A 12,988-nucleotide genomic window follows, 5' to 3' on the forward strand; every position below is an offset into this window, starting at 1 on the left:
GTGGAAAAAAGGGACGTGGAAATTATTCACTGAGTTTCAGGACGAAATCAACCGCGCGGGGGTTGACCGCAACGGTGGAGATGGTGGTGGTTTCGCGACCGAGGATGGTGATGGTCTTCCAGGACTCGTTGGGCGAGCCGATGGACATGCCGGTATCGCTGACCCACTCGAACTTGTAGCGCACGGTGCGGGGGTTGTTCTTCAAGTTCTCCAGCGTGGCCTGCACCTTGAGGAGGTTGCCGGAGACGGTGTCCTGATTCACCGAGTTGACGCGCACAGTGCGGGCGAGGGTGTTGTCGGTGACGACGCGTTTGTCGGAAATGTAGTTGGGCGTGGCCACCGGCTGGGCGCGTTCAACGCTGTTCACATTGGTGGCGCAACCGGAGAGGGCGACGAGCGCACCGGCGACCAGAAGGCTGCCGACGAGGAGACGGGGGGATGTTTTCATTTGAGGAGGATTTGAGAAACGAGAAGGGGGGCGGTCGAGGAGACGCTTTTCACATAGACCACATTAACCACGCCGGGGTCCAAAGTAATTGTTTTGGTCTGGGTGCCGGTGGTGAGGGTGAGCTGGCGGTCGGCCGGCGTGGCGATGCGGGCGTATTGGAACTCCTTGGGGAGCGTGATCCAAGTGCGCGTGTCGGCGATGTTGGTCGAGGCGTTGAGAACAGTCATGGTAACGCTGCCGATGAGACCGGCCATCGCGCTCTGGTCGCTCAACTGCTTCTGCACCGTGGCCTGGATGATCGCCTTGGTCGCGGTCGACACGAGGGTCTTGGTCAGGATGGTGGGCCACTCGTTTTTGAAGTCGTTGGCCACGACGCTGTCCATGCTGGCAATCGTGGCGGTGGCGGCGGATTGACCGCCGGCGGTCACGGTCAGGCTGGAGGCATAGTCACCGTTGAACTTGAGCTTGGGGAAGGCCGCGCCGACGTAGGCGAGGCGGCTGGTCACGATGAAGGTGGGGATGTCGATGCGGATCTGGTCGCGCTCGGGGCCGGTGCCGGTTTCGAAGATGACGTAGGTGAGGTTTTCCGGAGCCTTGCCCTCGGCGGCGGCGGCGCCGAGATCGCGGTCGGCGATGACGTAGGGATTCTCGGGGACGAGGCTGGCGAGGCGCTCGAAGGACTTGCGACCGCGCTCCCAATCGGCGCCGTTTTCACCGGCGATGGAGAAGAACAGACCGTCGAGGAAAACCGCGAACGGGTTCACATAATCACCGTAGGCCTTGATCGGCGCGGTGGACTCGGCGAGAGCCTGATTAAGGGCGGGGCCGGTCTTGGGATCGGCCTGGGCTTTATCGACGTCGTAGGAAGCGGTCTGGCCTTTCTCATCTTCAACTTTGCCTTCGCGGGCTTTGTCGGCCTCAGCCTGGGCTTCGGCGATACGCTTCTGGTTGATATCGACGGCATCGCGCTGGCGCTGGAGGGAGCGATTCAACTCCACGCGGGCGGCGTCGCGCTGGCCCATCTGGAGGTAGTTGAGCGCCTTGTAGGCGTTCATAAGGACCTTGTCGTAAGCGCGGCCACGATAGGGAATGTTAGCCTGATTCGTGACGATCGAGAACGCCTCGGAGCCGACCTTCAACTTGGCTTGTTCCTCCCAATAATTCACGCGCTCTTCCGCCTGATCGAAGGCGGTGTTGGAACGTTTCGCGTAGCCAGCGGCGATCTCGGTGTGCGTGGGCGCGACGGGCACCGGCTCGGCCGGATCCTTCGGAGCGGCGACGGGCGGATGCGGGAGCTGGGTCTCGTCGGCGAGCACGGCCATGCGCAAGGTCGCGCCTTGCTCGAGGCGCCAGAGGAGCTCGTCTTTGCCACCGGCTTTGGAGGCGGCCTCCTTATCGGCGCTGGCGACGGCCGAAGCGATGCTCGCATTACGGAAGGAACTGGCGAGATCGGCGGACTGTTGCTGGTAGGTCTGACAGCCTGAGGCGAGGAGCAGGAGCGCGGCGGCTCCGGTAAACTGCGCAATCTGGCGTGCGCGTGCGGTCGATTTCATGGACATGAGTTGCGTGTTGAAGCGGAGAAAAACGGGAGCGGTTGATTAAAAAAGGCCGCCCGCCTCGGTGCGACGAAGGCGGGCGGCTGGCGAAAAACGGCCGGGATTATTCAGCCTCGGGATCGGCGACGTCGGTCTTCAGGCGGACCAGCGCGAGTTTATCGATGCCGGTGTCCTCGACGATTTCGGCCTGCGAGTTCTGCGGCGTGACGCGCGAGATCTTGACGGTGCCGACGGGCACTTCCTCTCGGCTCTTGTCGCCGGTGTCGGGATCGACGAGGTCTTCGCCGAGGATGAACACTTCCCACACCTGGCCGACCTTGATGCCGGAGGTGTCATTGCGATTGATGGTCACGAGCTTGTCGCGCTTGGCGAGCACGCGGGCCGGGAACACGGCGTCGGACACGCGGGCCGAGATCTTCTGGGCCATCTCGCGGGTGATATCGATCAGGAGAACATCGCTGGACTCGCCCACCTTCTCGGTGGTGTTGCCCGACAGCGAATCGGCCTGGCGGCGCGAGACCTGGAAGTTCGTGCTGGCGACGGCGCGCTGGGTGGCGACCTCCGTGATCTTGGCGACGGCGGAGAGCTCGATAACGCGGGCGGTCACGGTCTTGCCGAGGGAGGCGAGCTTGCGGGTCTCCATGCGGTCATTGAAACCGTCGATGCGGATGGTGAGGAGGTAGTCGGCCTGGTTGAACTGGAAGGCGGCACCGGACGCGCCGGCCTCCTTCGCGAGGGCGTCGGCATCGGAACGCTCGAGCACCTCGAAGCGCTTGGAGTTGAGCACGCGATCATAGACCTGCGAGTCGAGCGCCTCGATCACGCTGGAGAGCGACAGGCCGACACCCTGCGTGGCCATGCGGGCCTTCACGGAATCGGTCGCGGCGATCTTGGTGATCGCGATTTTTTTCTTCGAAGGCGCGTCCTGCGCGGAGAGGCCGCCAACTAGGGCGACGCCGAGGGCGAGAATGGAGAGAATGCGGGAGAATTTCATGACGTGGAAATTTGAAATTAAATTAGAACGAGAAGAGTGAACGGTCCTTGTTGTCCTTACGGGGACCGCGGTGGTCGTCATACTCGTTGATGGTGATGGCGGGGGCCGCGGTGGTGTTCACCTTGAAGCCGCTTTGCTCGAGCATCTTGGCCTTGCCCTCGAGAACCTTGACCTCGCCATCGGTGAGCTTGGCGTCGTTCTTGAGGTCGTTGAGGAACTGCGTGGAATCCTTCCAGCGCTTGTAGCCTTCCTCGCTCAGCTCAAGGGCCACGGTGAGCGACTGGCCGTTGACGAAATTAACGGTGCGCTCGTAGGGCTTGAAGCCGGCGCGGGTGATGCGGAGTTTGCTGAGACCGCGCTTCACCGTAACCGTGCCGGGTGCGGTGCCGACCGCGATGCCGTCGACTTCGACAGTGGCGGCGAGGGCGGAGACCTTCAGCTTGCTCTCGGAAATGGTGACGGTGTTTTCCACGCCGATACGGATGTCGGGAATCGTGAGGTCGGCGGCTTCGGTCTGGATCGTGACCGAGACCAGGCCCTGCTCGGCGGAAGGCGCGGTGACGCGGCCGAGGCGGCCCTTGAGGCTGGTGGCAACCTTGAGCGAGGCCTCGTCGAGAAGTTCATCCATGCCCTCGAGCTGCGTGGCGGTGTTGCCCGCGCCCTGCTGCACGGTCTTGGAGGCCTTGACTGTATCCGCCGCGAGACTACCGCCGGTCACGCCGTCGAGAATCTTGTAGGTGATGCGGAGCGTGCGGTCTTCGTTGGCGGTCTTGACGCCATAGGCATCGATGTTGCGGCGGTTGGCCTCGTAGCCGGTCAACGTGACCTGAAGGACGTAATCAGCGCCGAGAGTCTGCGCGAGACGGAGGGCCGAGGTGCTTTGCCCGAGCGTGGTGTCGATGGCGTTGGCGGTCGCACCCGGGTCGACTTTGGCGACGGCATCGGAGGCGGTTTCGCGGCTGATAACGCTGACGCCGAGATCGGTCACACGGGAAGTCACGTAGTCTTCCAGCGCCTCAACTTTGCCGTCATAGGCAGCTCCCGCGCGATTGGAAACGAAGATGGCGGCCCGGTAGGTCTTGGAGGAGGCCTCGCGCTCCTTCTCAGTCGTAACGACGACCTTTTCGGTGACGGTCTTGCCGTCTTTCACATAAGTGCGGGTTTCCGTTTTAGTGGCGGGCGCGGAGACCTCGCGTTCCGTGGTGACTGTCGATTGGGCGAAACTGGAGCCAAGCATCGCCGCAAACGCGGTGAGCAGAACAAACAGACGGGCGGTTTTCATGTGGTATGGAAAGAGTGGAGACGACGAACAGACACGCTCCGGAACCGTTGGTAGCAACAATTCACTAGAGGTTATCCCTCATGCCAGAGCGGCCGGACGGGTCAAGCGACTTGGTTGCAGTAACCCGTCCGTCACCAGCCACCGAGACAAATGCCGCTTTGCAAAGCCCTTGGCCCCCGCCATGCTGCGCGCACTTCCCGCATCGGCATGAAAAATCCTCGCTCCTTCCGTCTTGTTCTTTCCCGCGGTCTTCTCGGCTCCGCGCTCCTCGCCTCGCCCGTGTTCGCCCTCACGTCCGCGGAGTTTGATTCACTTCGCACCAAGGCCGACCGGGGCAATGCCATTGCCCAATACAACCTCGGCCTCGCCTACGCCGACCGCCGCGAAAGCCTTTACGATCCCGCCCAAGCCTACGCCTGGCTGAGCCTCGCCGCCACCAACGGCACCAATGGCAAAGCCCTCGCCAATCTCACCAGCATCCTCACACCCGAACAACTCGCCGAAGGCAAACGCCGCCTCGCCGCCTTCAGCGCGAGCCCGATCGCCCCGGCGACTTCGCCCCTCGCTATGGAGGAACCCGCGCCCGCCCCTGCCGTCGCCCCCGCCATCACCGCCGACGCCGACCCAGATCAGAAAAAACTCAGCGCCGAGCTCTCTGCCGCCTGGAAGGAAAACGAACTCCTTAAAGCCGGTCTCACCGCCAAGCTGGCCGACGCCAACAAACGCGTCGCCATCGCCGAAGCCGCCCTCGCCAGCAAAGACAAAGAGATTTCCGCCCTCCAAACGCGCCTCGCCGAGACACGCGCCCCGGTCGCTCCCGCTGCCCCCGTCATGCCCATCGGCGTGAGCGCCGAACTCGCGTCCCTCCGCTCCGAACGCGACCAGTTACAGGCCTCCGCCAACACCGCGGCCACCGAGCTCGCCTCGCTGCGCGCCTCCTCCGCCAAAGCCTCCGCCGAACAGACCGCCCTCCGCGAAAAACTCGCCCTCGCCGTCAACACCGCCAACGCCGCCCAGCGCGCCCAAGCCCTCGCCGAATCCGAGTCCGCCAGCCTGAAAGCCGCCGCCGATCGCGCCAGCGCCGAACGCCTGGCCGTCGCCGCACAACTGGAGACCGTCACCGCCGAACTCGCCACTGCCAAAGCCGCCGCGCCCGCCGCTACCGCTCCTTCCGTCACCGCGCAGCCCGACCCGCGCATCGCTTCACTTGAAACTGAACGCGACACCCTCGCCGCCACGATCAAGACCCTTACCGAAGAGCGCGACGGCCTCACCGCCCAGCTCGCCGCCGCCAAGGCCGTGATCCCCGTCGCCCCCGCTCCCGCCGTCGTGATCGCCCCGATCCCTGCCTCCCCCGCCGAGCCCGCGCCGACTCCCGAAGCCGACACCCGCCTCGCCGATCTCGAAAAAGCCAAGGCCGACACCGACACCAAACTCGCCGCCGCCCTCCGCTCCTTCACCCTCCAGCAAGCCGAGATCGAGCGCCTCCAAAAAGCCCTCGCCAGCATCGACGAAGAACGCGCCGCCACCGTCACCAAACTCGAGACCGCCACCGCCGAGCTGACTACGCTGCGCCCGCAAGCTGCTTCGTCGGCCACCGTCTCCGCCGAAGCCGAAAGCCTCCGCACCCAGCTCGCCGCCGCCAACCAGTCCCTAGCCGAAAAATCCTCTGCTTTCGCCTCGAGTAGCCAGAGCCTCGCCGATTCCCGCAAGACGATCGACAACGCCACGACCGAGCTCATCGCCACCCGCGATCAGCTCCGCCAGACGCAGGCCCAATCCGCCGCCTTCGCCGTCGAGAACCAGCAGCTCAAAACCCGCCTCGCCCTCATCGGCAACCTCCCCGCCGGCAACACCCCGTCCCGCCCCGGCACGGTTCCCTCCATCTCGATCAACCTGCCCGCGGCCACCGTTGCACCGGTGACTCCGCCGCCCGCCGCAGTCGCGACCGCAGCCGAAACCCCGGCCACGCCCCGCATCCACACCGTGACCGCCGGCGATTCGCTCTCCCGCATCTCGAAACAATACTACGGCACCCCCAACCGCTGGAACGACATCCTCGAGGCCAATCGCAGCGTTATCAGCAACCCGAACGCCCTCTCCCTCGGCACCAAACTGCGCATCCCCTGATCCGAAAAACGCGCAGAACCCTCAAAAAAACAGCAAGGCAGGTTTGTAACTTAATAAGTTACAAACCTGCCTTAATCATTTTAGTTTAGATGGTTAAATTGGCTCAATTTTCCTGTTTTTCATGATATCGGCGCAGTCCAGTCAACTCCTCCCCGAGACCGAGTGGCGTGATCGCCAGCGGGCTCATGAGGCGCGCGTCGCCAGTTGGGCCGATCCTCACCTCGCTCGCGCTTCGCGCGGCGAAAAACACCCGGTTTACGATTTTCTCTTCAGTTATTATTCGTTTCGCGCGTCGTGGCTGCGCCAGTGGCATCCGGGCCCCGATGTGCTGCTCGGCGGCGATGCCGCCCGCGAATTCCTACGCTGGCCGGAATACCGCGAGACGCCCGACGGCGTGCAGGTGGATTCATCGACGCTGACCGACAAGCGTCGCGTATCCATTTCGTGGATGCGCGACCTGCTCGCCGCCATGACCACCCGCGCGCCGGCCTTCGCCTGCTTCGGCCTGCACGAATGGGCGATGGTTTACCGGCAGACGCCCGAAGAGATCCGTCACAACGCCTACCCGCTGCGTTTCCCGCCCGATGAACTCGCCCGCATCGTCGAAAGCCAGCCCGTGCGCTGCACCCATTTCGACGCGTTTCGTTTTTTCACCGCCCCCGCGCGTCCGCTCAACAAACTCCAACCGGAACGCACCAGCGTCACCGAGCACGAACAACGCGGCTGCCTCCATGCCAACATGGATCTCTATAAGTGGGCCTTTAAACTCGCGCCGTTCACGCCCAGCGACCTGATCGCCGACTGCTTCGCTCTCGCCCGCGACATCCGTGAGATGGACATGCGCGCGAGCCCCTACGATCTGCGCGCCCTCGGCTTTGCGCCGCTGATGATCGAAACCCCCGAGGGCCGCCTGGACTACGAACGCCAGCAACGCGCCTTCGCCACCCGCGGAGAACCCCTCCGCGCCCGCCTGCTGTCACTGTGCGAACGCCTGCTGGCCGAGTAGTCCGCTCTCTCCCATGCCTCGAATGCGCATCGTTCTTCGCCGCCTGCTGATCACCTGCGCGGCGGGTGCGTTGCTGCTCGCGCTCGTCCTCGCCGTGCTGCGCGTGCCTGCGGTTCAGACGTGGCTCGCCAAGCGTCTCGTCGCGCGGCAGCCGGGCTGGTCGCTCGAAGCAGATCGTATCGACGTCGGCCCCGGCGGACTCGAAGCGCACGGCATCGACTTTGCCATGCCCGGCCTCACCGCAAAATCGGCGCCTATCTCGGTGCGCGTTCGCCCAAGCCGGTTGCTGCGGCGCGAATTCGTCGTGGAGCAAGTCTCCATCAATCAGCTCAACATCGAGATCACCCCCGCTGAATTAGCCACACGCGAAACCGGCGCGACGGCGGATCCTTTCACCGGCGTGCTCGAGTTGTTGCAGGCCCCGTTGTCATGGACCGTTGCCCAGACCGACATCAACGCGCGTGTCGGTTTGCGCGAAGGCGGCCACTCCGTGATGACCGGCGATCTCAAACTCACGGGCGGCAATCTCGCCCCCGGTTCGCCGGGCACTTTTCATTACGATTTCACCGCCGCATCCGTGCTGCTGCCGGCGGGTCCGGAGAATGTCATTCGCAGCCAGGGCACCGTGCGCATCGTTCAGAACGACACTCGCGGCATCGCCAGCATCGAGCTCAAGGGCGATCTGCACCTGCCCCGCTACGGCGCCTTCACTCCGCCGCCGGCCACGCTTTCACTGCTCTTGGAAAACACCCCGTCCGGTGAACGCTACCGTGCGGATATCCGCTTCGGTGACGAGGCGCTGCTCACCCTGCTCTCGGCCTTCAACCCCAAGGACAAATACACCGGCTTCGATTTACAGTTCACCGGTTCGCCCGCATTTTTTGCGCGCCTCGATCCACGTCTCGCGCAACTGGGTTCTTGGCAGGCCCGAGTGATTTCAAATCTGGATCTGCAGAAAAGCCCGCCAGTCGCCTCTAAAACCCGCGTCACGCTCAGCAGTGAAACCACGCCGTTCCGCTTCTCACTCGCCCAGGACGACGCGGCCCACAGCGCGCACGTCGAACTCTCCGGCCTGCCCTTGTCATGGGCCAATGCGTGGCTCACCGGCACCGATGCTCAATTAAAAGCGGGCGGCTCGCTCGGCGGTGCCTGGAACGTCGTCCTCAAAGACGACCAAGCCACGCTCATCGCCACGCCTTCCGCTCCGCTGACCATCGGCCCGGTCGCGATCGAATCCAAAACCTTCCCCTCGCTCCTGCCGGTTACGTTCACGCTCAGCCCGCACCTCACCTTATCCAAAGAATCCGTTTCGCTCCGCGTGGATGACTTCACCGCATCGACTGAAAAAGGCGACCGGATCGAGTCCGCGTTTCACGTCACTCATTCACTGTCCGCACCGCGCACGCAGACCACGGGCACGCTGACGGGCGCACTCCCGACGTTGCTTGCCGGACCGGACAACCCGCTGCCGTTTCTGATCGCAGCCCGCTGGGATGCCACGCTCGACGCCGGCGTCTTTCAAATCGCCGGACTTGAATTCACCGCACGCCAAGACCCGGTCTCCGCGCCGATGGTTTCGCTCGCGTTACAGCAACCCATCCGTGTCGGCAGCACGCCTTCGGTTGCCGCGCTCAAAACGGATCCGTCGCAGGATCTGCTGCGCTTCACCGTCAATGCGCTGCCGCTCGCCTGGGCCTCCCGTTGGCTACCCTCGATCGCCGTCGATGGCACGTGGTCACGGGGTGAATCCACTCTCCGGCACGCAACCGACGGCGAGGGCTTTGTCCTCGCGACCCGGCTGCCTTGGTCATTCGAGCATCTGCGTTTCGCCCTTGGCGGAAACCCCGTTTTCGACGGCAGCGCCACCTTTGCGCCCGATTTCACTTACAGCGACACGCGGCAATCCGCCGAAGTGCGGGCACTGCACATCGAGACCACGGATGGCAACCGTCTCGACGGCTCCGGTCGTTTCGCGTGGGAGCCCAAAACCCAAACCTACACCACCGCGCTATCGCTCGACGCCTCATTGCCCGCACTGCCTCACAGCAAAGATACCTTCGGCGCGCTGACCGTCGGGCTGCGCGCCGAGGCGGGCACGGCCAGCGGTGCGGTTTCCCAAATCACCCACCTCGATCTCACCGTGCGAAACGCCACCGGACCGCTGCTCACGGTGACTTCGGATCAGCCGGTTTATTTTGTGCAAAAACCCAGCGGCGAAACCGTGTTCAACACGCTGGCCCCCGTTCGCATTCAAACCACCTCGTTCCCGTTGTCGTGGGCGAAACCGTGGTTGCCGCCTGGGATGGACGCGAGCGGCACCCTCGGCGCCACCGATCTGTTGCTGCACGCCGAGCCCCAGAAATTCCGGCTGCGTCCCGTCAAGCCGTTGAAACTCGAAGGCCTCACCGTGGCGGAAAATGGCACCTTCAAAATCAAGGATGCCCGGCTGTCGTTTTTCCCGGGCGCGGACGTGCTGGTTCTTCATCAACTCCACCCGGCGTTCCAGCTCGCCTACAAGGGAACGCTCCACGCAACCGACGGCTCCATCGACGTCGCCGGAAAACGCGCGGCGGAATTTGAGGGCGCCTTCAGTTTCATCGGCAACGACAGCACGTTGCTTCCTCAAAGCATCGACGCGCAGACCCGCGTGGATCTTGGCACCTTGGGCCGGTCTCTCGACGGACAATTGGTCGCGCGGCTGAACGGTGATCTGCTCGGTGGCGAGCCGCTGGATTTCTGGGCGCGGATCGATGGCGTCCACACCGGCGCCGGCACCCTGCTCCCCGCGCTGGAAATTGGTGCGCGGGGAAAAGTGGATGGCAACAAACGCGAGGCCGGGTTCGACGTGGGCATCAACTACCTGACGGCTCCCGCACCCAGTAACGCGGCGTTTCGCATGACACTCGCCCTCGATCGCGGCACGTTGAGTTTCGATTCCGCCTTGCGCAGCCGGTTCCTCGATGTGACCGCCGTGCTGGATCTGATGAACACGCTGCAAGGAGCCGCCGGTGCCCGCGAGGCCAAGCCCGTCACGACGGTTTCCCACTCCGTAAAAAATCCCCCGGCAACCGGACCCTCGGAAAAATCCGCCCGTCTGGGCACCGCGTTTTGGAGTGTGTTACGCGGACGTTTCGACCTGGAACTCGGCGCGGTGCAATTCTCGCCGTATCGCATCGACGATGTGCGCGGACGGCTGGATCTCACGGAAAACCAACTGCGCCTGAGCGGGCTCACCGGGACGATGTTTGCCGGAAAATGGAGCGGCGGCCTGACCATCGATTACAACCCGCAGGCCGAGGCGGATCATTTTCTTCGCGGCGAGTTTCACATCGCGCAGTTTGAAACCGCGCGCGTGGTGCAGACGGTCTTCCCGAACGAATTCGGATCGTTCGATGCCCGCATCAATTTCGACGCCAAGGTGCGAGCCGACGGCACTTCGTTGTGGGCGTTGCTGGACAACGCCGAGGGTGAGTTTCAAATCGAGGGCCGCGATGGCGTGGCGCGCATCACGCATCCTGCGGCGGGCACGGCCTCGACCTTGCTGGTGCTCGGCGGCGCGGTGAGCTTCTCCCCAGAACTGCGCGCTCTCGGACGACTGTTGCGGAAATTTGCAGAGATGCCGGTGGACGCCCTGCGCGTCTCCGGTGGCCGCGATCAGCAAGGTAACATCACGCTGGCGGAGTTCCTGATCGACTCACCGCAGGCTCGCATCAGCGGACGTGGCTCGGTGCCCTCGGTCGAAGGCGTGGCGCTCGCCGGCCGCCCGCTCAACCTCTCGCTGGAGCTGTTCGCGCGTGACGAAATGAGCGTGATCCTTGGCAACATGAAGCTCCTCGAAAAACACGCCGGCGCGGATGGCTATCGCAAGATGCTCCAGCCATTTTCGGTGATCGGTGAAGTCGGCCGGCCCGATGCGAGCCCGCTCTACGACTTGCTCGCGAAAGCCGCCACGGGTTCGCGCGGCACTTGGGGCTTCATCATGCGCAAGGTGCAGCGCGAGGTGGAAAAACAACGCCCCAAAGACGCGAAAAAGAGCGGAGGTGTGTCATGAGATTATCCGCTCTGCTCTCTTGGAGCACTCTCTTGCTCGCCGGCGTCACGCACGTCGCGGCAGTCACGGAAACACGACTGCTGGCCGGCACGGTAACCAACACAACGCACGACGTGACTGCACCCGTGAAGATGGAACTCATCATAACGGACGACGGTAAAATCACCGGCTGGCTGGTCGTAGAAGCCCCGCTGCAAGCGGGTCGCTGGCCGCTTACCGGTTCGCGCAAAGGGGCGTGGTGCGAAGTGACGTGCAAGCAGTCCGCCGACACGGCGACCCAGTTTCGCGGAGCGTTAAGCGCGACCGTATTTCGCGGCACCTATATTTTCGGGGGCAAGGGCGAGCTCGTCCAATACGGCCGGTTTCAAGCCTCGCTGATCCCGCAGTGACCGTCGCGTCCCCGCAAAGGCCTCATCACCCCCGACCGCCGCGCAGCAGGATGACGTTGGCCAGATCGTTTTTCTCGAATTCGTCCCAATAGGCGTCTTCGAGCTTTCGCAGACGGGCATCCGCATCGATCGCCGGACCGCCATTGCCGAGCATCGACTGGCGCGCCTGATCGGTGGCGAGATCGCGATCAGCCATGCGGGTCACCAGCTCATGCCAAAATGTGTCGTTGTCGTAATCGCCGGCGATCTTCGCCATGCGCTCATCATTGAGAAGCCGCTCGGACGGGCCGAGTAATCCGTCGCTGCCCACGTCCACCAAATCGGCGCAGCCCAGCGGCGTGGCCAGTTCGTAAAGCTTTTGCTCGATCTCCACATAACGCTCCACGTGCGGCCCCACGTCGCCCTGGCGACCTTCGACCGTGCGCATGCCCAGATGCACAAGCTCGAGCAGCCGGGTGAATTCCTTGGGCGTAAACATGACCTTCATGCCTGCCAGTGCATCCGTCGGCGTTCGCCGCGCAAGTCGCGAATATTTCTTCCCGACAGCCTATGGACACAACAGGGACACAAAAAACCCGGCGGACTTTCGTCGCCGGGTTGAGCTTGCAGCCAAATTTTTTCGCTAAAATCAGCTCCCCTTCTCGGTCTTTTCGCCGGCTTTTTTCCAGCCAGCGATGCCCTTCGAATAGTGCTTCACGTTGGTGTAACCGAGCTTCTCCGCTGCCTTGGCACCTTCTTTATAGGCGCCGCACTTCTCGTTGCCGCAATACGCGACCACGAGGGCGGATTTGTCGGCGGGAAGGAGCGTGGCGAGCTTGGCTTCCTTGGACTCAAAATCGATCGCGCCGGGGATGTGGCCTGAGTTGTAGGTGTCGGTGCCGTTCACATCGATGAGCGTGACTTTGCCCGAGGCGATGGCGGCCTTCAGGTCGTCATGGGAGATATCGGCCACCTTGTCGGAGCCGGCGAATGCAGAGGTAACGAGTGCAAAACAAGCGAGGAGCGGGAGGAGCAGTTTTTTCATGGAGCGAAGGATGGAGTTAACGAATCGAACAGGGTCGGCCCGCCGCAGATGCAAGCGGGCAACATCCCTTAAGAGGCGTGAACCCTGTGTTTTGTTCCCGCGTATAAA

Annotated in this window: 10 protein-coding genes; 4 read left to right on the forward strand and 6 right to left on the reverse strand. The window is 63.4% G+C overall.

Translation table 11 applies throughout. The features are described 5' to 3' along the window. Nucleotides 1-22: 22 nt before the first annotated feature. The 4 genes from FPL22_RS10660 to FPL22_RS10675 all read right to left on the reverse strand — a co-directional run bounded on the left by FPL22_RS10660 (nt 23) and on the right by FPL22_RS10675 (nt 4,280). Nucleotides 23-448 carry a YcfL family putative periplasmic lipoprotein gene (locus FPL22_RS10660; RefSeq protein WP_144230340.1) on the reverse strand — a complete coding sequence of 142 codons (426 nt, stop codon included), beginning with the start codon at nt 446-448 and terminating at the stop codon, nt 23-25. Then, nucleotides 445-2,001 carry a COG3014 family protein gene (locus tag FPL22_RS10665; RefSeq protein WP_144230341.1) on the reverse strand — a complete coding sequence of 519 codons (1,557 nt, stop codon included), beginning with the start codon at nt 1,999-2,001 and terminating at the stop codon, nt 445-447. The genes FPL22_RS10660 and FPL22_RS10665 overlap by 4 nt, the downstream gene beginning before the upstream one ends. Before the next feature lie 106 nt (nt 2,002-2,107). Beyond that, nucleotides 2,108-2,998 (reverse strand): hypothetical protein, encoded by an 891-nt coding sequence (locus FPL22_RS10670; RefSeq protein WP_144230342.1) that lies wholly within the window; start codon nt 2,996-2,998, stop codon nt 2,108-2,110. A gap of 22 nt (nt 2,999-3,020) precedes the next feature. After that, nucleotides 3,021-4,280: a PEGA domain-containing protein gene (locus FPL22_RS10675; protein WP_144230343.1), complete on the reverse strand. Its 1,260-nt coding sequence runs from the start codon at nt 4,278-4,280 to the stop codon at nt 3,021-3,023. Between the two features lie 207 nt (nt 4,281-4,487). On the opposite strand from FPL22_RS10675, the gene FPL22_RS18110 reads away from it, so the two are divergent. The 4 genes from FPL22_RS18110 to FPL22_RS10695 all read left to right on the forward strand — a co-directional run bounded on the left by FPL22_RS18110 (nt 4,488) and on the right by FPL22_RS10695 (nt 11,856). Further along, nucleotides 4,488-6,410, forward strand: coding sequence for a LysM peptidoglycan-binding domain-containing protein (locus FPL22_RS18110; protein ID WP_144230344.1), 1,923 nt, complete (start codon nt 4,488-4,490; stop codon nt 6,408-6,410). A gap of 121 nt (nt 6,411-6,531) precedes the next feature. Beyond that, on the forward strand, nt 6,532-7,416 hold the full coding sequence (locus FPL22_RS10685; protein ID WP_144230345.1) for a 3-methyladenine DNA glycosylase: 885 nt from the start codon (nt 6,532-6,534) through the stop codon (nt 7,414-7,416). A gap of 22 nt (nt 7,417-7,438) precedes the next feature. Then, a complete protein-coding gene (locus FPL22_RS10690; protein ID WP_144230346.1) occupies nt 7,439-11,467 on the forward strand; it encodes an AsmA family protein in 4,029 nt (1,342 codons plus the stop codon). Beyond that, nucleotides 11,464-11,856: a hypothetical protein gene (locus tag FPL22_RS10695; protein WP_144230347.1), complete on the forward strand. Its 393-nt coding sequence runs from the start codon at nt 11,464-11,466 to the stop codon at nt 11,854-11,856. Before FPL22_RS10690 ends, FPL22_RS10695 begins: the two co-directional genes overlap by 4 nt. Before the next feature lie 25 nt (nt 11,857-11,881). Here the strand turns inward: FPL22_RS10695 and FPL22_RS10700 are convergent, their stop codons facing one another. Continuing rightward, a complete protein-coding gene (locus tag FPL22_RS10700; RefSeq protein WP_144230348.1) occupies nt 11,882-12,343 on the reverse strand; it encodes a hypothetical protein in 462 nt (153 codons plus the stop codon). Nucleotides 12,344-12,484: 141 nt separating this feature from the next. Then, entirely contained in the window at nt 12,485-12,880 is a 396-nt protein-coding gene (locus FPL22_RS10705) for a rhodanese-like domain-containing protein (RefSeq protein ID WP_144230349.1), read from the reverse strand. Between the last annotated feature and the right edge of the window lie 108 nt (nt 12,881-12,988).

Origin of the sequence: Rariglobus hedericola (genome assembly GCF_007559335.1) — a bacterium.
GTDB lineage: Bacteria > Verrucomicrobiota > Verrucomicrobiia > Opitutales > Opitutaceae > Rariglobus > Rariglobus hedericola.

What these genes read in the sequence shown, in the direction of transcription:
- FPL22_RS10660 (WP_144230340.1), bottom strand. Translation starts at nt 448, where the DNA reads ATGAAAACATCCCCCCGTCTCCTCGTCGGCAGCCTTCTGGTCGCCGGT.
- FPL22_RS10665 (WP_144230341.1), bottom strand. Translation starts at nt 2,001, where the DNA reads ATGAAATCGACCGCACGCGCACGCCAGATTGCGCAGTTTACCGGAGCC.
- FPL22_RS10670 (WP_144230342.1), bottom strand. Translation starts at nt 2,998, where the DNA reads ATGAAATTCTCCCGCATTCTCTCCATTCTCGCCCTCGGCGTCGCCCTA.
- FPL22_RS10675 (WP_144230343.1), bottom strand. Translation starts at nt 4,280, where the DNA reads ATGAAAACCGCCCGTCTGTTTGTTCTGCTCACCGCGTTTGCGGCGATG.
- FPL22_RS18110 (WP_144230344.1), top strand. Translation starts at nt 4,488, where the DNA reads ATGAAAAATCCTCGCTCCTTCCGTCTTGTTCTTTCCCGCGGTCTTCTC.
- FPL22_RS10685 (WP_144230345.1), top strand. Translation starts at nt 6,532, where the DNA reads ATGATATCGGCGCAGTCCAGTCAACTCCTCCCCGAGACCGAGTGGCGT.
- FPL22_RS10690 (WP_144230346.1), top strand. Translation starts at nt 7,439, where the DNA reads ATGCGCATCGTTCTTCGCCGCCTGCTGATCACCTGCGCGGCGGGTGCG.
- FPL22_RS10695 (WP_144230347.1), top strand. Translation starts at nt 11,464, where the DNA reads ATGAGATTATCCGCTCTGCTCTCTTGGAGCACTCTCTTGCTCGCCGGC.
- FPL22_RS10700 (WP_144230348.1), bottom strand. Translation starts at nt 12,343, where the DNA reads ATGAAGGTCATGTTTACGCCCAAGGAATTCACCCGGCTGCTCGAGCTT.
- FPL22_RS10705 (WP_144230349.1), bottom strand. Translation starts at nt 12,880, where the DNA reads ATGAAAAAACTGCTCCTCCCGCTCCTCGCTTGTTTTGCACTCGTTACC.